The sequence below is a fragment of the Sphingomonas sp. BT-65 genome (assembly GCF_026107375.2).
Classification (GTDB): Bacteria; Pseudomonadota; Alphaproteobacteria; order Sphingomonadales; family Sphingomonadaceae; genus Sphingomonas.
This window is the reverse complement of the sequence record NZ_JAPCIA010000001.1, coordinates 2966044-2985528: the sequence shown is the minus strand read 5'-3', so window position 1 is coordinate 2985528 and position 19485 is coordinate 2966044. Positions and strand designations below refer to the sequence as shown.

At 66.7% G+C, this 19485-nt stretch carries 12 protein-coding genes and 1 tRNA gene; 8 read left to right on the top strand and 5 right to left on the bottom strand.

Going from position 1 to position 19485, the window contains the following annotated elements:
• Window positions 1–176: 176 nt before the first annotated feature.
• The gene (locus tag OK349_RS14365) at window positions 177–2672 is read left to right on the top strand and encodes a glycosyl hydrolase 115 family protein (protein WP_265118477.1); all 2496 of its coding nucleotides are present in this window, start codon (window positions 177–179) and stop codon (window positions 2670–2672) included.
• 47 nt (window positions 2673–2719) lie between these two features.
• Here OK349_RS14365 and OK349_RS14360 read toward each other — a convergent pair whose 3' ends face one another.
• Window positions 2720–4072, bottom strand: a complete 1353-nt coding sequence (locus tag OK349_RS14360; RefSeq protein WP_265118476.1) for an Nramp family divalent metal transporter — start codon at window positions 4070–4072, stop codon at window positions 2720–2722.
• A complete protein-coding gene (locus OK349_RS14355; RefSeq protein WP_265118475.1) occupies window positions 4069–5136 on the bottom strand; it encodes a four-carbon acid sugar kinase family protein in 1068 nt (355 codons plus the stop codon). Before OK349_RS14355 ends, OK349_RS14360 begins: the two co-directional genes overlap by 4 nt.
• 231 nt (window positions 5137–5367) lie before the next feature.
• On the opposite strand from OK349_RS14355, the gene pdxA reads away from it, so the two are divergent.
• From pdxA to OK349_RS14335, 4 genes are read left to right on the top strand one after another with little or no spacing between them, the layout of a single operon-like run.
• Complete coding sequence (gene pdxA / locus OK349_RS14350; protein ID WP_265118474.1) at window positions 5368–6378, top strand: 4-hydroxythreonine-4-phosphate dehydrogenase PdxA; 1011 nt, start codon at window positions 5368–5370, stop codon at window positions 6376–6378.
• Window positions 6375–7319, top strand: a complete 945-nt coding sequence (locus tag OK349_RS14345) for a dihydrodipicolinate synthase family protein (protein ID WP_265118473.1) — start codon at window positions 6375–6377, stop codon at window positions 7317–7319. The genes pdxA and OK349_RS14345 overlap by 4 nt, the downstream gene beginning before the upstream one ends.
• Window positions 7316–9694: an SUMF1/EgtB/PvdO family nonheme iron enzyme gene (locus OK349_RS14340; protein ID WP_265118472.1), complete on the top strand. Its 2379-nt coding sequence runs from the start codon at window positions 7316–7318 to the stop codon at window positions 9692–9694. The genes OK349_RS14345 and OK349_RS14340 overlap by 4 nt, the downstream gene beginning before the upstream one ends.
• Window positions 9691–10821 (top strand): iron-containing alcohol dehydrogenase, encoded by a 1131-nt coding sequence (locus OK349_RS14335; RefSeq protein ID WP_265118471.1) that lies wholly within the window; start codon window positions 9691–9693, stop codon window positions 10819–10821. Before OK349_RS14340 ends, OK349_RS14335 begins: the two co-directional genes overlap by 4 nt.
• Before the next feature lie 14 nt (window positions 10822–10835).
• Here OK349_RS14335 and OK349_RS14330 read toward each other — a convergent pair whose 3' ends face one another.
• Window positions 10836–11618, bottom strand: coding sequence for a FadR/GntR family transcriptional regulator (locus OK349_RS14330; protein WP_265118470.1), 783 nt, complete (start codon window positions 11616–11618; stop codon window positions 10836–10838).
• Window positions 11619–12018: 400 nt separating this feature from the next.
• Here OK349_RS14330 and OK349_RS14325 point away from each other — a divergent pair, with 400 nt between their 5' ends.
• Entirely contained in the window at window positions 12019–15051 is a 3033-nt protein-coding gene (locus OK349_RS14325) for a TonB-dependent receptor domain-containing protein (protein WP_265118469.1), read from the top strand.
• Window positions 15052–15157: 106 nt separating this feature from the next.
• Here OK349_RS14325 and OK349_RS14320 read toward each other — a convergent pair whose 3' ends face one another.
• A complete protein-coding gene (locus OK349_RS14320) occupies window positions 15158–16687 on the bottom strand; it encodes an MGH1-like glycoside hydrolase domain-containing protein (RefSeq protein WP_265118468.1) in 1530 nt (509 codons plus the stop codon).
• Between the two features lie 202 nt (window positions 16688–16889).
• Between OK349_RS14320 and OK349_RS14315 the strand changes: the two genes are divergently transcribed.
• Both OK349_RS14315 and OK349_RS14310 read left to right on the top strand, forming a co-directional pair.
• On the top strand, window positions 16890–18323 hold the full coding sequence (locus tag OK349_RS14315; RefSeq protein ID WP_265118467.1) for a glycoside hydrolase family 28 protein: 1434 nt from the start codon (window positions 16890–16892) through the stop codon (window positions 18321–18323).
• On the top strand, window positions 18320–19288 hold the full coding sequence (locus OK349_RS14310; protein ID WP_265118466.1) for a pectinesterase family protein: 969 nt from the start codon (window positions 18320–18322) through the stop codon (window positions 19286–19288). Before OK349_RS14315 ends, OK349_RS14310 begins: the two co-directional genes overlap by 4 nt.
• A 40-nt stretch (window positions 19289–19328) precedes the next feature.
• Here OK349_RS14310 and OK349_RS14305 read toward each other — a convergent pair.
• Window positions 19329–19404: transfer RNA gene (locus OK349_RS14305), tRNA-Ala, on the bottom strand.
• Window positions 19405–19485: the final 81 nt, after the last annotated feature.

Below are 19485 nucleotides of genomic sequence, written 5' to 3'. Positions count from 1 at the left end.
ATTTTGTTATCAACTCGGCAACGGCAGCCGCGAAGAGGGTTACCGATTCCGCCTCTGATACCCAAATTATGCGATCATGTCTCATTTTTTGGGTGGGCCGGGTGACTGAATTTGCTAGATTGGCCTGACCAACAACCGGATGCATGATCTGCGGCGGTGGAAAGCGGAGAGGTTGCGTGCGCTCGATCCGGATCACTCGCGTCCTCCTCTCGCTTGCCGCGCTGCTTCCCTCGGCGGCGCTGGCCGGGCAGGTCGAGCTGTTCGACGGTCGCGAGGTTGCCGGTATCGTCCATTCCGGCGAGCGCCCGGCGCAGCTGGCCGCCGAACTGCTGGCACGCGACCTGACGCAGTTGACCGGGATGACACCGCGCGTGTCGGGCGATCTTGCGACGTGCGGGCGGCTGTGCGTCGTGCTGGGGCCTCAGGATTCGGCGCTGATTCGCGAGGTCGCCCGCGAGACGGGGATCGATCTCACCGAGCTGTGCGGCCAGTGGGAACGCTACACCCGCCTGCTCGTCCGTTCGAAGCGCGATCCGTCGCGGCGCTATCTCTTGATCGCGGGCTCGGACATGCGCGGCGCGATCTGGGGCGTGGTCGATCTGACGCGCGAGATCGGGGTCTCGCCCTGGGAATGGTGGGCCGATGTCACGCCGCGCCGCGTGAAGCGGCTGGCGGTCGACGGCAGCCGCCGCCTGTCGCCCGCGCCGTCGGTCCAGTATCGCGGCATCTTCCTCAACGACGAGGATTGGGGGCTCCAGCCCTGGGCGGCCAAGACCTATGAGCCCGAGACCGGGGATATCGGGCCGAAGACCTATGTGCGCATCTTCGAGCTGATGTGGCGATTGAAGGCCAACCTCATCTGGCCGGCGATGCATGACTCGACCAAGCCCTTCTACCAGATCCCCGGCAATGCCGAGGCGGCGCGCGACCATGCGATCGTGGTCGGCACCTCGCATGCCGAGCCGATGATGCGCAATAATGTGCGCGAGTGGGAGGAGCAGGACGGCGACTTCAACTTCTTCACCAATCGCAACAAGATGGTCGACTATTGGCGCCGCCGCGCGGAGGAGGTGAAAGGCTTCGAGAATATCTACACGATCGGGCTGCGCGGCAAGCATGACTCCGCGATGGAGGGCGCCGACACGCCGGAGAAGGCGCGTCAGGCGATGACCGAGGTGATGGCGATCCAGCGCGAGCTGCTCGCCACGGCGCAGGGCAAGCCCGCCGATCAGGTGCCGCAGGTGCTGACGCTCTACAAGGAAGTGCTCGACATCTACGGCACCGGCCTCAAAGTGCCCGACGACGTGACACTCGTCTGGCCCGAGGACAATTACGGCTATATCAACCGGCTCTCGAACCCCGCCGAGCGCAAGCGTTCCGGCGGATCGGGCATCTATTATCACATCTCCTATTGGGGCCGGCCGCACGACTATCTGTGGCTCGGCACGACGCATCCGGCGCTGATCCGCGAGCAGCTCGACCGGGCGTGGCAGATGGACGCGCGCAAGCTCTGGGTGGTCAATGTCGGCGACATCAAACCAGGCGAGTATCTGACGCAATATTTCCTCGACCTCGCCTTCGACACCCAAGCGATCACGCCGGCGCCGGACGCGCACCTTACGCGCTGGGCCGCGGACCAGTTCAGTGGCGCCAACGCGGCCGAGATCGCCGCGATCATGACCGAATATTACGACCTCGCCTTCGAGCGGCGGCCCGAGTTCATGGGCTTCGGCCAGACCGAGCCGACTCGCCCCAACAAAATCGGGGACTATATCCGCACCGGCGGCGGCGAGGCGCTGGCCCGGATCGACCGCTACCGCGCGATCACCGCGCGCGCCGAGGCGCTGACCACGACACTGCCCGCCGACCGCCGCGACGCTTTCTTCCAGCTCGTCCTCTATCCGGTGCGTGCAGCGGCGAGCCTCAACGAGCGCAACCTGCGCCTCGATCTCGCTTCGCTCTACACGCGCCAGGGCCGCACCAGCATCAACGCGCATGTCGAGCAGGCCAAGACGGCACACGCCCGGATCGTCGCCGACACGGCCGCCTATAACAGCCAGAACAGCGGCAAGTGGCGCGGGATGATGGACATGGCGCCGCGGCGGCTGCCGGTGTTTGACGAGCCACTCTATCCGCAGGTCACGACACCGCCGGATGCGAGACGCACGACTGCGCCGAATGCCGCGGCCGGGATCGACCGCATCGTTTCGCTTTCGGCGACGAGCGCGTCAGCATCAGACTGGGAAATCGTCCCCGGACTCGGCTCGCGCGGCGGCGCCCTGCGCGCGAAGCTCGACCTGCCCTCGCGCGCCGACGCGGCCGGCGTGGCGCCGCTCGACTATCGCTTCGACGTATCCGCCACGGGTGATGCCGAGCTACGTATCGTCGCCATCCCCGTCCATCCGCTCACGTCGGAGAACGGCCTGCGCATCGCCGTCCAGCTCGACGACGGGCTGGTGCAGCTGCTCGATTTCCGCACCTTCGGGCGCAGCGAAGAGTGGAAGCAGAATGTCCTCACCAACACCGCCGTCCGTACGATCCCGATCCGGCAGCTGGCCAAGGGCGCGCATCGCCTGCGCATCCATGCGCTCGACCCTGGCTTCATCCTCGACCGGATTGACGTGCGGCTCGACGGTGCGCCCGACTATTACGGCGCGCCGCCAGTCAAATAGCTGCGACAGATTGGCGGCTGCCCGGGCAAGCCGCTCCCCTGCTGCCGTCAGATCGCCTTGGCCACCATACCGGCGATATTGGTGACGATCGCGTAGAGCGACCAGATGCCGATCACGGCGATGATCATCAGGATCGCCGTCTGCCACCAGCGATTGACATGCGCATCCAGCATGAAGCGCTTGCTCGACGTAAGCAGCAGGATGCCGAGCAAGATCGGTGGCAGGGTGAGCGCGGTCACGACGCTAGTGCCGAACACGCTGATATGGACGAGATCGGGCGCGCCGGGGAAGGTGATCACCAGCGGCACGATGATGAAGAATGCCACCATCGCCCGATTGAACCAGGGATCGTCGCCGATCTCCTTGAACCGTTCGCCGCGCCGCGTGCCGAGATGCAACCCGTCGAACATCAGCCGGGCGAAGCCGTGCGCCTGCGCCGGGAAGCTGGTGACCGCCTTGAGCGCGAAGGCGATCCAGAGCAAAGTCGGCCCCAAGGGACCCACCGCCAGCGTCATCATCTGCGCCAGCCCAGCCTCGTTCGAAACGGTGATGCCGGTCCCGCGCAGCGTTTCGGCCGCGACGATCCAGATCAGCAGGTTGATGAGCAGCAGCGGCACCATGCCCGAGGCCAGGTCGAACTGCTGCAGCGCGCGGTGCCTGGGCTCGTTCCAGCCGCGTTCCGCCATGAAATAGGGGTAGAGCAGGTTCGCCGCCGATCCGCCGATCGTGCCGATCGTCGCGACCGCGATGAACAGCGCGTCGAACGGTCCGTTGTCGGGCGGCACGTCGAAGGTGAGCCCCTTGAACAGCGCCACCCAGTCGACATGGCCGATGCGGACGAGCGCGAAGACGAACGAACCGATGATCACGATCGAGGCGACCCGCGCGCTCCATTCGAGCAACCGGAAGGCGCTGCCGCGGGTGAGCACGAAGGCAGTGCCGATGACGACGGGAATGCCCCACCAGAAATGCCCCCACTCGCCGCCGCGCCGCCCGAACAATTCGTACAGGCCGACCGTCCCCGCGCGCAGGAACGCCGATTGGACGATCATGCCGTAGATCAGCATCATCACCGCGAAGAAGATCGGGAATCCCTTCCACACGCGGCGGTAGCCGGCCATCAGCGAGCGATCGCCGAAGCGGTTCTGCAGCTTGTATTTGGCGATCGCCGAAATCATGAAATAGCGCGCGCCGAGGGCGACGATCAGCGTCCACATCAGCACATAGCCGTAATTGCCGCCGGATACGCTCGAACTGATCAGGTCGCCGGTGCCGAGGAAGGTCATGGCGAGCACCAGCCCGGGACCGAAACCCTGAAGATGCGCGCGGATTCCCCTGGGAAGGCCCTGCGGCAGCTCGGCGGCTGCCGGCTCGGCGGCGCGATCCGCGGCGGTGCTCATACTGCCACCTGGCCAAGACCGATGGCATGGCGCGCGATCCGGCTGAGCACGCCGGGATCGCCGAAGCCGCCTGATTTGGTGATGAGGCGGATGCCGTCAGTCCCCTCGATCCGCGCGACCGGGACACCCGGGTCGAGCTCATGTTCGGGGACGAGTTGCCGCGCTCCGAGCGCTTCCATCACCGCCGCCGCGGTGGCGCCGCCCGAGCAGAGGATGGTCCTCGCCGACGTCGCACGCACCAGCGCGGCCACTTCGCGGCCGAAGCGCGCGGTCGCGGCGATCGGATCGGATCCGGCACGTCCGGCCCCCCTCAGCAGGAGGATGACCGGATCGCGCGAGCCGCTCGATGCGGCCGTGGACGCCGGAAGTTCCACGATCTGCGGACAATCGAGACGGAGCCGTTCGACCTGCGCGATTGTGATCGGATCCGTCGATCCGATCGCGATGACCATCGGCAAAGCCGGCACCAGAGAGCTGGCATCCTGCGGCGCACCGGCAATGAGGCTGGCGAGCGCGCTCGCAAGGCCACGCGCGCCGACCGCGACGATACGGTCGGGCGCGTCCAGGATCGTGCGGGCGATTGCCGCGAGATCGGCCTCATCCGCGGCGTCGGGGCATTCGCATGGCAGGCCGCCGAAGTGACCGGCGACGGTGAGCGGCGCGCCGACACCCCGTCCGGTCAGACGGCCGCCAGTCACCTTCCGCTCCTGCTCGAGCACTGCCGGGCAGGCGATAGCGCTGCTGCGGCCGGATGCCGCGAGTAGCGCGGCGGTTTCCGCGGCGACTTCGCCCTTCAGCCGGCTGTCGATCTTCTTCATCACCAAGCGAGGCGCCAGGGCCTGCGCGGCGCTCCAGGCGGCCTCGACTCGCGCCGCAGCGAGCAGCGGAGAGAGGTTGCGGCTGCGGGTGTCGATGGCGAGGACATCCGGCGCGGCGGCAGCAGCCTCGGCGACCGCGTCCACGCCGAGCGCGACGCGGACGTGCAAGCCGCGCGACGCGAACGGCGCCGCGCTATCGAGCGCGCCGGTAAGATCGTCGGCGACAATAAGGATCGGGGTCGTCACGCAGGTACCTCTCCACTCGTCGCGACGTTTGCCGTCGATCGTTCGATGCCGACATGTAAACTGGTATCATGTCCGCGGGCAACGGCTGTTTCGCGCACAAATTCGGCCATTGACCCAGTGGCCGAAGCATAGGCTGCCTATACGGACTTACAAGTAAATTTACAGGATGACAGGCTGTGAAGTGCGCGATATGGGTATTGCAGGCTGCCTGTAGCGGCGAAGCCAAGCGACATGAGGACGAGGATCGTGCAGCCCGGACAGATCGTCATCACAGTCGGTGATCCGGCCGGCGTCGGTCCCGAGATCACCTGCCGGGCATTGGCGGAGCTTGACGAGGCGGCGCGCGGCGCCGTGCGCGTGGTGGGACCGCGCGAGACGATCGAGCATGCGGCTCGGCTGGTGGGGACATCGCTCCGCTTCGGCGACGACAGTCGGGCCGGCACCGTACGGCTCGACGATGTTCCACTCGCGTCCACCATCGCGACCGGCAAGATCGATCCGGTGGCGGGCGACGCCGCCTATCGCGCGATCGTGCGGGCGGTGGAGATCGTCACCGCGGAAGGTGGCTGCATCTGCACCGCGCCGATCAACAAAGAGGCGATGAACCTAGCGGGCCACGCGTTCGATGGTCATACCGGGTTGCTCGCGCATCTCACCGCGTCGGCGGCGTCGTTCATGCTGCTCGCGTCGGAAAAGCTATCGACGATCCACGTCTCCACACATGTCTCGCTCGCCGATGCGATCCACCGGGTCGAACCGGCACGCGTACTGGCGACGATCACGGCGGGCGCGGCGCATCTGCGGCGGATCGGGATCGCAGCGCCGCGGATCGCCGTGGCCGGGCTGAACCCGCATTGCGGCGAGCATGGCCTGTTCGGCGACGAGGATGATCGCTGCATCGCGCCCGCGGTGGATGAGGCCCGCGCGCAGGGCATCGACGCGCACGGCCCGATCTCGCCCGATACGGTATTTTACCGCGCGGCGCAGGGCGAGTTCGACCTGGTCGTCGCACAGTATCACGACCAGGGGCATATCCCGACCAAGCTGATCGCGTTCGACACGACGGTGAACGTGTCGCTGGGACTGCCGATCGACCGGACCTCGGTCGATCACGGCACCGCGTTCGACATCGCGGGGACGGGGCACGCCTCGCACGTCAACATGATGGCCGCGCTGGCCTATGCCAAGCGCCTCGCCGATGCGCCGCGTCCGCGCGAGACGGTGCGGGGGATGGCGGCATGAACGATCCGCTGCCGATCCGGGGCGTGTTCAGCGCGTCGTTCACCGCGTTCGATGCAGCCGGCGCGGTCGATTGCGAACGGACCGCGGCACACGCCCGCAACCTGATCGAGGCGGGTTGCGACGGAATCGCGCTGCTCGGCACCACCGGCGAGGCGAACAGCCTGTCGCTTGCCGAGCGCAAGGCGGTGTTGGAGTCCGTGGTCGACTCCGGCGTCGATCCGGAGCGGCTCGTCCCCGGCACCGGCGTCTGCTCGGCGCCCGAGACGATCGAGCTCACGCGCCACGCCCATGGCTGCGGCGTGCGCACCGTGCTGCTGCTCCCGCCCTTCTATTATCCCTCGCCGAGCGAGGAGGGGCTTTACGCCCATTATGCGCGCGTGCTCGACGCCTGCGCGGCGCCGGGGCCGCGCGTGATGCTCTACCACATTCCGCAGATGAGCGGCGTGCCGATCACCCATAAGCTGATCGAGCGGTTGCTCGCCGCCTATCCCGGGGCGGTGATCGGCGTGAAGGATTCGAGCGGCGATCTGGAGCATATGCGAGGGCTGGTCGCGGCGTTTCCGGGCCTCGCCGTGTTCGCGGGCGCGGACCACCTGCTCGGGCCGCTGATGCGCGCGGGCGGGGCAGGGTGCATCACCGCGACCTCGAACCTGATCGCGCCATGGCTCGCCGAACTGGCGCGGGAGATCGCCGCGGGCGCCTCGCCCGACGCGACGCGCGCACTCGAGGAGCGCATCACCGCAGCGCGCAACCTGTTCCAGCGCTGGCCGCAGATCGCGGCGCTCAAGGCGGCGCACGCGCAGCGCACGGGGCATGCCGACTGGGCCGCCGTCCGCCCGCCCTGGCTTCCGATCGAACCGCGCGAAACCGAAATCCTGCGCGCGGCGATGGCGGACGTGCTGCCCGACTCATTCGACCTCCAGAAAAAGGCACCCGCATGATCCGTTCGTTGCTCGCCGGGGTCGCGTTCTGCGCCATGAGTTCGCCGCTCACCGCGCAGGAAGGCGCGCCCGCGATGGTCGAGATCCCCGCCGGCACCTTCGTCATGGGTGCGGACGACACGATGTCGCGCGACTGGTTCAACGAGAAGCCGGCGCATCAGGTCACGATCTCGCGTCCGTTCAGGATCGCGGCGCGTGAGGTGACGATCGATGACTGGCGCCGCTTCCGCCCCGACACCCCGGTGACGACCGATCACGCGCCCTATGTCGCGGGGATCAGCTGGGACGACGCGACGGCCTATGCCGCGTGGCTGTCGAAGCAGACCGGCAAGACCTATCGCCTGCCGACCGAGGCGGAATGGGAATATGTCGCCCGGCTCGCGGCGAAGGATCCGGGGCGCTTCGGGGCGATCAAGGGGCTCGGCGACGGCCCGACCGAATGGACCGCCGACCTGTTCGCCCCCTACCCACTCGCGCCGCAGACCGACCCGACCGGCGCCGCCTCGGGCCAGCTGCGCGCCGTGCGCGGCGGACGAATGGGGTTCAATCCAGGCCGCGCTCCGACCGACGTGCAGATCGAGATCGACTATACAAAGCCCGAGGCCCGGCTCGCCTTCCCGCCGAGCTTCGCGCCGTACAAGGGCGCGGAAGGTGCCGGCGGCTTCCACGCGATCGGACTGCGGCTGGTCGAGGCGACGGCCCCGGCAACCGCGCCGCTCGCCGTCACCCCGCCGCTTAACGCAATGGGCGTGCGTCAGGACCTGACCACCGCGGCGATGGGCCCCGATCCCAAGAAGCCCTATTTCCGCCGTCGCCCCTACCTCCCTTCGCCGCCCGATTTCACCGGCGGGGTGACGATCGACAAGACCGGCTGGGACGCCTGGTATCGCAATCACCACCACAGCCCGGCGCTCACCGTGATGCCGAACGGCGACGTGCTGATCGCGATCTATTCGAGCTATCGCGAGTACGAGGCCGGCACGATGATCATCGGGACCCGCCTGCGCCATGGCGCGGACCAGTGGGATCCGCCGTCGCCCTTCGCCGACATCGTCGGAGTCAACGACCATGCGCCGTTGCTGATGCGCGACGGCCAGCTCGCGCGCTTCTTCTGGGGCACGCCCTATTCGGGCAACGTCGAATGGGGGCCGAAAGGCTTCCCCTTCCAGTCGATGACGACCGCCGACAACGGCGCGAGCTGGTCGCCGATCGCCTATGCCAAGGTCGTCGGCAAAGTCGGCGCGCATAATCGCCAGCCGATCAACAGCGCGTTCCGCGACAAGTCCGGCCGCCTGCTGCTGTCGAGCGACGGCGGCACCGATCCCAACGACAAGAAATACAATGATGGGCAATCGCTGCTGTGGGCGAGCGATGACGACGGCAAGACCTGGTATGACACTGGTGGGCGCAGTTTCGGCCGGCACACCGTGTTCGTCGAGGCGAAGGACGGGCGCATCCTCGGCTTTGGCGGCAAGGGCACGCATATCGACGACCTCATGCCGCTGTCGACCTCGACCGATGGGGGCAAGACCTACACCAAGTCCAAGCTGCCCTTCTCCTCGCTGGGATCGGCACAGCGCCCGACCATCCTGCGGCTGCAAAGCGGGCGGCTGATGATGATCGGCGACTATGTCCGCACCAAGCCGCTCGCCCGGCCGCTGCCCGAGCGCGGCTCCTATATCGCGATCTCCTCGGACGACGGCGCCACCTGGAAGTTCAAGCCGCTGCCCGGCACCGGCCGCTCGGAGAAGCCAGGCCGCGCGGAGGAGATGCAGGGCGGCACGCTCGGCTATTCCGGCGCCGCGCAGGGGCCGGACGGGGTGATTCATGTCGTCACCTCGGTCACCAAGCCTTCGGTTGCGCTCGCCTTCAACGAAGCGTGGATCGACGCGCCAGCGGACATGCCCGACAATGACGTGCTCGAGCGCAACGACGTGACCGCGGTGAGCGGTGTGACGGTGCATGAGGAGCGCTATCCCGACGGCAAGCTGCGCGGCAGTTGGTCGGGGGGCCGCGGTAGCAATGGCGCGGTCGTCTTCGACGGATCGCAGCGCTGGCTCTATCCCGATGGGCGCCCGCAATGGGAGGTACGCTACCGGCTCGGCCGCAAGATTGGGCTGGAGAAGGAATATGACGCCGAAGGGCGGCTGATCTCGCAGCGCGAGCACCAGCCCGACGGACGCTTCGTGTGGACCCGCTGGTGGCCCAACGGCAAGCTGCGCAGCGTCTCCGGGTGGAACGGGGTGATGGCCGACGGCCGCGCGCGCACTTGGTCCGCCGAGGGCAAGCTGCTGAGCGACGTCAGCTTCGTGAACGGCGTGCTGCCCGGCCACGAGTTCAAGTCGGGCGGGACGCCGCCGGAAAACACGCAGTGACGGCAATCGACCCCGACCGCACGATCGTTCTGGAGCGGCCGCCCCAACTGCATTTCGGCATCGGGACGATCGCCCGGGTCGGCGCTTTCGCCGCGGCGCGCCCGGTCGCGCGCACGCTGGTGATCGCCGCGCCGGTCATCCGCGATCGCGTGGCGGACATGGCGCTGCCGGGCGACGTCGCGATCTTCGACCAGGTGGTGAACGAGCCCGATCTCGCGCTGCTCACGGCAGCGCGCGCATTCGCCGACGATTACCAGCCCGAGCTGATCATCGGCTTCGGCGGGGGCAGCGTGATGGACCTGGCCAAGCTGGTCGCCGTCCTGCTGGGCCGCTCGACGCCGGTCGAAGCGATCATCGGCGCGGGCAAGGCACCGCCGCGGCGCGTCGCACTGGCGCAAGTGCCGACGACCGCGGGCACGGGCAGCGAGGCGGGGCCGCGCGCGCTGCTCACCGACGACGCGACCGGCGCCAAGCTCGCGATCGAGAGCGGGCACATGATGGCGGACATCGCGGTGATCGATCCGCAGCTTGCGGTGACGGTTCCGCCGCTGGTCACCGCCGAAACCGGGATCGACGCGCTCGCGCATTGCGTCGAGGCGTTCACCAACCTCCGCGCCCATCCCGCGATCGACCTCTACGCGCGCGAGGGCATCGGGCTGATCGGCCGCTATCTGCGGCGCGCGGTCGAGCATGGCGGCGACCTGGAAGCGCGCGCCGGCATGGCGCTGGCCGCGCTCTATGGCGGCTATTGCCTCGGGCCGGTCAACACCACGGGCGGGCACGCGGTGGCCTATCCGCTCAGCACGCAGCACGGCATCGGGCATGGCCGGGCGAACGCGATCATCTTCCCGCACATGCTCGCCTACAACGCGCCGGCGACGGGCGAGCGCACGCGCGAGATCGTCCAGCTGCTGCGACTGGGCGACGCGGAGGAAAAGGTCTGCGCGGCGACGAGCGGCTTCTGCGCCGATCTGGGCATCGCGATGCAGCTGACAGCGCATGGCATCGAGCCGGCGCATATCCCCGCAATGGCTGCGGAAGCCGCGGGGATCCGCCGGTTGCTGGACAACAATCCGCGTCCGATGACCGAGCGCGACATCGCCGCCATCTATCACGCCGCGCTTTAGGCGCGGCGCTCCGATCAGAGGCTGAGGTCGATCAATCCACCGCCGAACAGGCGGTCGCGCGAGTTGCGGACATGCGCGCGCATCGCCTCGCTGGCGCGCTCGGCGTCGCCGGCGCGGATCGCTTCGAGAATCTCGCCATGCTCCTCGGTCGATTGCTCGAGCCGCGCGCTCGGTTGGAGCAGCGCCATGCCGTGCAGTTTCATGCCGACCGTGATCTGCTCGCGCAACGCATACAGCACGTTCAAGAAATAGTGATTGTTCGCCGCCTTGGCGATGGTGAGGTGGAATTCCAGATCGATGTCGTCGCGGTGGACATGGTCCGCCGTCGCGTGCTTGAGCCGCTCGAGGATGGCGGCGAGTTCATCGAGGATCGCGCCGTTGCGCCGCAACGCGGCCAGCGCAGCGGTCCGCCCCTCGATCGTCTCGCGGAATTCGAAGCAGCGCTGGATGTCGGCGATCGTCTGCGCGGGGGTGAACAGCGGGCCGGCATTGACGGCCTCGTCGATACCTTCGCCGGTCTCGGGGCCGAGCACGAAGCTTCCCGCGCCCTGCCGCGAATAGATCACGCCATCGTCGCGCAGCCGCTTCAGCGCGTCGCGAATGACCGGACGCGAGACGTCGAACGACCTGGCGAGCTCATTCTCGCTCGGCAATTTGGACTGGCGCGCATATTGGCCGTTCGAGATCCAGCCGAAAAGCTGCTCATACACCTTGTCGGCGAGGGTCGCGCCGCGATGGCTGAGATCGATGCTGTCGCTTGTATAGCCGTTGTTATCAGGCGCTGACGTGCTGTGCATGGAGAGAAATTACCGCGTTTCCTTCCCATTTTGAAGAGGCCGCGGACATTTCCCGCCTCCGAATTGGTCACCGGCTGGCACTTGTTTGACAAATTCACACGGCGCGGGCGATGAATTGCGGCAGCCTGGCGCCAACTCGTTGCGATTGCGAAATAAAATACGAAGCGACGCGCGACGGACGGAGACGCGCGCGCCATCCCTTCGGGAAAAGGCTTGTAAGGGCTCGTCTAGCGAGTTGGCTTTCGCGTCTCGTCGAAAGCGACAGGAAAAATCATTCATATGAAGATAGATAGCAAATCTAGTAGGAGTAATTTTGTCATACCAGTTTACAACTTTCCAATCGATATGTTAGGTCCTCCTTCATCGTGCCGACAGGGCCGTTGAAACAGGAGAGGACAAAGTGGCCAAACGCGAGAGCTACCTCGTGACGAGCGCCGGAATCGCGCTGATCATGAGCCTGCCGTTGCCGGCGATGGCGCAGACCGCGCCCGCCGATCGGGACGCGGCGGCCCCACAGGTCGCCGAGCCACCCGCGGGGCAGCAGGCGGGGGAGCAGGACGTCATCGTCACCGGCAGCCGCCTGCGCAGCCCGACGCTAACCGCGCCCGCCCCGGTGCAGGTGATCGACAGCCAGCAGATCCAGCGTGAGGGCTACATCACCGTCATCGACGCGATCCAGAACAACCCGACCTTCGGCAATCCCAGCAACAGCCGCACCACCAGCAACGGCAGCCGCCAGGGTCTCGGCGGCAGCACCGTCGGCCTGCGCAACGGCGGCGACACCCTCACGCTAACGCTGATCGAAGGCCGTCGCAGCGTGAGCAAGGAGCTCGCCTTCATTCCGACCGGCTTCGTCGACCGGGTCGAGGTGCTTACCGGCGGCGCTTCGGCAGTCTACGGCTCGGACGCGATCATCGGCGTGGTCAACTTCATCTACAAGAAGAACTTCGAAGGCGTCCTGGCGAACGTCCAGGCCGGCATCTCGGAGCAAGGCGACAACCAGGAATATTCGGCCGACCTGACGGTGGGCAGCAATTTCGCGAACGACCGCGGCAATGCGATGTTCTACGTCGGCTGGTCGGACCAGGCGTTCCTCTCCTCGGCCAATCGCGATTACACCGCCCGCAGCTTCAGCAGCCTCGGCGTCCAGCAGCGAATTGGGGGCGGCAGCGACGCCAATCTTCAGGCGGTGCGCAACCTGTTCGTACCGGTTGCGCTGGACAACAATCCGATCACCGGGGCCGGCCTGTTCGTGACCCGGAACGGCGGCACCTACACCATCGCTCTGGACGGGACTGCACGTGCACCGCTGGCCTCCGAATTCTTCGACGGCGCGCCGTACGGGGCGATCGCCAGTCCGCTCGAGCGCCTCAACACGGCGGCGCGGATCAACTATCAGATCACCGACAACATCAACCTGTTTGCGCAGGGCACCTACGCCCGCTCGAAGACGCGCGGCTATGGCGGCCCGCTCGCGCATCAGTCCTCGTCGGGCCAGAGCATCATCCCGGGTGGCGCGCCGTACAACATCGAAAGCCGGGTCATTTCGCCCACGGGCGTCGTTACCATCGTGCGCAACCCGTTCGTGCCCGACGCGATCTACAACAGCGCGACGGACACCACCAACGCCACCTGGCGCGATGGTTTGCGCGACATCACCTTTCAGCGCCGCGCGCTCGAATGGGGCGGCCACAATTCGGAGCTGGAGCGCGACGGGTTCCAGCTGACCTTCGGCGCCGACGGCAAGCTCGGCGGCGGCTGGCGGTACGAGGCCTATTATTCGTACGGCGAAGCGACGCAGTTCCACACCTGGCCGAACGGGCTGAACGCCGATCGCTATGCCCAGGCGCTCAACGTCATTCCCGATATCTTCGACGTCAACGGAAACGGCAATCGCACCGAGGCGATCTGCGCCGATGCGGCTGCGCGGGCGGCTGGCTGCATTCCGATCAACATCTTCGCCGGCACCAATGGGATCTCGCAGGCCGCGGTCGATTGGACCAAGGCCACCGGCTCACGCTACACCAAGCAGACGCTGGCGGATTTCCAGGCCAATATCAGCGGCCCGCTGTTCCAGCTCTGGTCGGCGGGTCCGGTCGAGGTCGTCGCCGGCGTCGAGCATCGCCGTGAAACCGAACTCACGACCCATGATCCGTTGCATGTCGCGGGGCGCAACGGCTTCGATTCGCGGGGCAACGCGTACGGCTCGACCACGATCAAGGAAGCCTATGGCGAGGTTCAGATCCCGCTGATCCACAACACGCCGTTCATCGAGAATCTGACGATCCGCGCCGCGGGGCGGGCGTCCAAATACCGGCAGCTCGACAAGGTCTATTATGGCTGGAACGTCGGCTTCGAATGGTCGCCGATCAGCGACATCCGTTTCCGCGGGACAAAGTCCTACGCGATCCGGGCGCCTACCATCGACAACCTGACCCGCCCGCAGACCACGACCTTCGACGCGGGCACGCGCGACGTGTGCATCGGCGTGACGACCACCTCGACGACTGCGCCGAGCGCCGGTTGCCGGGCCGATCCGCTGGTCATGGCGAACATCACTGCCAATGGCGGCGTGTTCACGCTCAGCGCCGCCGATCGCGGCAATTCAATCCGGTCGATCAACGATCCGAACCCGAACCTCGGCCCGCAATTCTCGAACACGCTGACCTTTGGTGCGGTGATCAACCCGACGTCGATCAATGCGCTCCGGAATCTGATCCTCACCGCCGATTTCTATAAGGTCGACATTTCCGGTGGCATCGGCACGATCAGCGTCGATGTGGCTGGAGGCCTCTGCTACGTCGATCGCCGCCCCGAATGGTGCGCTCTGTTCACGCGCCGCCCGGAAGCCGTCGGCGGTTTCAGCATCGGCACGATCGATACCTATAGCAGCCAGTTGCAGAACGGCACGGGCAAGCGCCTGATCGAGGGCCTGGACTTTACCGCTTCCTACATGACCGGCCTTTCCGGCATCGGGCTGCCGAACAGCCGGCTGAGCTTTCAGGTCTCCTACAGCCATCTGCTGCGCAGCTACTCGACGCCCGTCGCTGGAGCCAAGCGCCGCAACCTCAAAAGCGAGATGGGCACGCCGGACGATCCCTGGTCGGGCAGCATCAGCTACGAGGACGATGTCTTCGGCCTGACGCTGAGCGGCAACTATGTCCCGCGCTACTATCACGAGCAGCCGTTCCGCCAGACCTTCCCGCTGGCGGACGGCAGCTTCATCCCGAAGGAGGAGTTCCGCATTCCGCCGCGCTTCTACACCAACATGCAGATGCGCTTTAAGGTTTCGGACCAGTACCAGCTGTTCTTCGGCGTCCGTAACCTGCTCGATGTCGAGCCGATCGTCCCGTACGCCGGCATTCCGGGCACCTATTATGTCTATGACCAGATCGGCCGCCGTTTCTATGCGGGCCTACGCCTGAAGATGTGACGGCGACCGGCCGATGCGGTGACCTGCGCGTTCAAAGGGGGCGAGCAGGGCACCGCATCGGTTGGGATATCAATCCAATGTGCCTGTGCGATCCGGCGCCCGGGTCTCAGGCGAGCGGGACAGTCAGGCGCTTGAGCTTCGCCGCACGCGCGACGGGTTTGTCGTCGACCATCACGACCAGTCCCCTGCCCTTGCCGTAGCGCTTGCCGGTGCGGTCCCACAGCACCGTCAGTATCCGCCCGTGATAGGCGACGCCGTCGAGCGCGAACCAGTCCCATTCGCCGGCCGGGATCAGGGGCTGCACGACGAGGCGGTTGCCCGGCTGCGGCCGCAGTCCCACCAGCCCGTTGATCACCAGGTCGCAGAAGGTGGAATGGTTGTAATAGCGGCCGCGCTCCAGATCCTTGTGCAGATACTTGCCGGTAGCCTCGTCGAGATACTCGCCGATATAGGGTTTGCCGTCGCGATAGGTCGCCTTGGCATAGGTCCGCACCCCATCGAAATAGTCGCGCGCGCTCACCTGCGACTGGGTTCGCCCGCACAGGATGTTGCCGAGCGCCGTCAGCGTCTGCGAGGTCGCGAACGGCCAGACGGGCCCATTCCATTCGCAGGTGCCGGCCACGAAATAGCGGAAACGCGGATGCCGGCGTTCGGCGGTGGTGATGCCGAACGGTGCGTTAAAGCCCCGCGGGTCGCGCAGCTGCGCCCATGCCGCCTCATAGCCGCGCCCGCGATCCGGGAGATCGAAATACCAGGGGATGAAGCCGATCTGCTCGCGCGCGTCGCACAGCGTATCGTCATCGGGCTTGCCGGGATGGACGAAGCGCACCTTGAAGAAGTTCGCCCGCGTGTCCCACAGGCGATCCTGCACCACGCGCTTGAGCGTCGCCGCCTTCGCGTCATAGCCACGCGCCACCTCCCCCCGGCCAAGCAGGCGCGCGATCCGTGCCATCGCGACCGCGTTGCCGTACATATAGCTGTTGAGCGGCGGGCGCAGGTTGCGGTCGGTGCGCGATCCGCTGATCGATTCCTCCATCGCGTCGCGCACGTCGAACTGCCAGAAGGAGCCGTCCGGATTCATCCGCTCACGCTCCCAGCCGCGATAATAGGTCTGGAAGTCGTCGAACATGTCGCGCAGCGCGGCGGTGTCGCCGGTGACCAGCCAGCGTTCATACGCCGCCCAGATGGTCCAGCCGCTGTACCGGAACAGATCCTTGGGCGGTGTCCCGCCGGGGCCGGGGCTCAGCCAGTAGCGCAGAATCTGATCGACCCAGCTGCGGTCGCGCAACCAGCGGCCCTCCATCACATGATGGCCGACCGCGCTGCTCACCGGCGCTCGCGCGTAGAATTCGGTGGCGCTGATCGCGCCCTCCGGGGTCCGCACCAGCGCCTTGCGATAGCTCCACCAGCGGAACCAGTAGATCTCCTCGATCTCCGGATCGGGGCATTCGAAGGCCGGGACGTTGCGTGTTATCCATTCCCATGCCGCACTGTTCGGAATGAGGTTGAGCGGCCGCTCGGGGTCCTGCGCGTTGAAGCGGTCGACATGCGGACGGAAGCGGGCATAGTCGAGCAGGGCCAGCGGCTGGGCTCCGCCCGCGACCGCGGGCGCGGCGGCGAGAAGCGTTCCCCCCACGCCGAGGCCGAGAAGATGCCGCCGCGTCAATGCAGGGCTGTCTGGTTCGACGGCGCGCTTCCCCGGTTTCGACGCAGCCATCAGCTCTGCTCTCCCACGCGGCTATACAAATAAACATAACATGTATTGACATGATGCCATGCGGTAAAGAAGCTTTCGGCGCTGCCCTGGACCAACAGCATATTCTGAGAGAGGCGCCTGAATGGATCCGCGAACGAAGATGGCGGGCGAAGCGATCACGCGCCGGAACCTCATGTTCGGTGCAGCCGGCGGGGCGCTGGCGACGGCCATTCCGGTCGCTAGCGCGGCGCGGGCCGACGACTGGGCGCCGGCCGAGGCGATCCTCGCGCGCATCCGCGCGCCGCGCTTTCCCGCCGAGGATTTCGACATCCGCCGCTACGGCGCCGATCCGGCGAGCCTTGCCAGGACCAGCGATGCGATCCGGGCAGCGATCGACGCCTGCGCCACGGCCGGCGGCGGGCGGGTGGTGATCCCGGCGGGTACCTGGCCGACCAAGGGCATCCGCCTGCGCAGCCGCGTCAATCTGCACGTTTCCGCGGGGGCGACGCTGCGTTTCTCGACCGACCCCAACGACTATCTGCCGCTGGTGCTGACCCGGTTCGAGGGCGTCGAGTGCATGAACTTCGCGCCGCTGATCTATGCGTTCGATGCGGAGGATGTTGCGATCACCGGTCCGGGCACGCTCGACGGGCAGGCGGGATGGAAGAATTGGTGGGGCTGGATCTCGCGTACGGACGCCGCGATGAACGCCGGCCGACAGGCGGCGCAGCGGCGGCTTGCCGAGATGGCCGAGCGCGGCGCGCCGGCGTCCGAGCGGATCATGGGCCCGGGAGCCTATCTGCGCCCGAACTTCATCCAGCCCTATCGCTGCCGCAACGTGCTGATCGACGGGCCGACGATCCTCGGCTCGCCGATGTGGATCGTCCATCCGGTGCTGTGCACCAACGTCATCGTGCGTGGGGTGACGATAAACTCGCTCGGCCCGAACAATGACGGCTGCAACCCGGAATCGTGCCGCGACGTGCTGATCGAGAGGTGCGACTTCACCGCGGGCGATGATTGCATCGCGATCAAGAGCGGCCGCAACTTCGACGGCCGCCGCATCAACGTGCCGAGCGAGAATATCGTCGTGCGCAACTGCCGCATGCGCGACGGGCACGGCGGCGTGTCGCTGGGCAGCGAGGCCTCGGGCGGGATCCGCAACGTCTATATCCGCGATTGCCGGATGGGCGGATCCGACCTGCTGCGCGCGCTGCGGCTCAAGAGCAATTCGTTCCGCGGCGGTTATATCGAGAATATCCTGTTCCGCGACGTCGAGGTCGACAGCGTGGGCGAGGGCGTGCTCGAGATCAGCCTGCTCTACAGCGAATCCGGCAGGAAGGGCACGCGAGGCAATTTCCTGCCGCGTCGTGTGGGTGGCGTGACGATGCGCAACGTGCGCAGCAAGGGCAGCCTCTACGCGCTCGACATCCAGAGCTATCCCGAGCTGCCGGTCGACGCGATCCGGATCGAGGATTGCCGGTTCGAGAATGTGAAGCAGGGCAACCGGCTGGTGAACGCGCACGTCACCGCTGCGCGCGTGACGATCAACGGCAAGCCATGGTCGCCGGCATGAAGCGGCTGCTGCTCGGCCTGCTGCTGCTCGGCTGGTCGTCGCTCGCCATCGCCGAGACGGTGCAGGTGGCGCCGCGCGGCAAGGGGTATCGGACCGTCGGCGCGGCGATCGCGGCGTTGCCGGCGTCCGGCGGCGAGGTGCGGATCGCGCCGGGCACCTATCGCGAGAAGCTGTGGATCGGGAAGGCGAACGTCCACCTGACCGGTATCGGGGCCAAGCCCGAGGATGTCGTGCTGGTCTATGGCGACAGCTCGATCACGGTGGGCAACACCTACAAGACGCCGAGCGTCTATGTGGCGGGGGACGGCTTCCGCGCCGACAATCTGACGATCGCGAACGATTGGGGCAGCGATCCGGCGCGCAAGAACTCGCAGGCAGTCGCGCTCGCGCTATCGGGCGACCGCGCGGTGCTCACCCGCGTGCGCATCCTGAGCACGCAGGACACGCTCTATCTGGTCCAGCCGCAGGGCAAGCAGAACCGCCACGTCTTTCGCGACTGCTATGTCGAGGGGCATGTCGACTTCGTGTTCGGCAATGCCAAGGCCTATTTCGAGCGGTGCCATCTCCACGGGGTCGAGCGCTCGAACATCTTCTACACCGCGCAGAGCCGCAACAGCCCCGACGAGGACAGCGCCTTCGTGTTCAGCGACTGCCGGCTGACCTCGTACCCGGCGTCGGACGGCGTGTTCCTGGGGCGCGCGTGGCGGCCCTATGCCCGGGTGATCTGGCTCAACACGCAGATGGACGCGCCCATCGCACCGGCGGGCTGGCGCGAATGGTATCCTGACCGGTCTAAGACGCTGGATACGGCTTATTACGCCGAATATCGTTCGCGCGGGCCGGGCGCGTCGCCTGCCACGCGCGATCCCCGCTCGCATCAGTTGAGCGACGCGGAAGCGGAGCAGTGGACGCTGTCCGCGTTCTTCAAAGGCGATATCGGCTGGATCGACCCGCTAGCAAAATAGCGAGACGATTGTCCTCAATCCGCCTCGTGCCGTGAAAGTCTGGTGGAGCTGAGGGGAATCGAACCCCTGACCTCTGCAGTGCGATTGCAGCGCTCTCCCATCTGAGCTACAGCCCCGCTCCACCCCGGCAATGCCGGAAGGCGGTCCCTCTAGCTTCACTCCCGCGCTGATGCAACGGCCCTGATGCGCTTTTTCTG

What these genes read in the sequence shown, in the direction of transcription:
- OK349_RS14360 (WP_265118476.1), bottom strand. Translation starts at nt 4,072, where the DNA reads ATGAGCACCGCCGCGGATCGCGCCGCCGAGCCGGCAGCCGCCGAGCTG.
- OK349_RS14330 (WP_265118470.1), bottom strand. Translation starts at nt 11,618, where the DNA reads ATGCACAGCACGTCAGCGCCTGATAACAACGGCTATACAAGCGACAGC.
- pdxA (WP_265118474.1), top strand. Translation starts at nt 5,368, where the DNA reads ATGAGGACGAGGATCGTGCAGCCCGGACAGATCGTCATCACAGTCGGT.
- OK349_RS14340 (WP_265118472.1), top strand. Translation starts at nt 7,316, where the DNA reads ATGATCCGTTCGTTGCTCGCCGGGGTCGCGTTCTGCGCCATGAGTTCG.
- OK349_RS14345 (WP_265118473.1), top strand. Translation starts at nt 6,375, where the DNA reads ATGAACGATCCGCTGCCGATCCGGGGCGTGTTCAGCGCGTCGTTCACC.
- OK349_RS14315 (WP_265118467.1), top strand. Translation starts at nt 16,890, where the DNA reads ATGGATCCGCGAACGAAGATGGCGGGCGAAGCGATCACGCGCCGGAAC.
- OK349_RS14310 (WP_265118466.1), top strand. Translation starts at nt 18,320, where the DNA reads ATGAAGCGGCTGCTGCTCGGCCTGCTGCTGCTCGGCTGGTCGTCGCTC.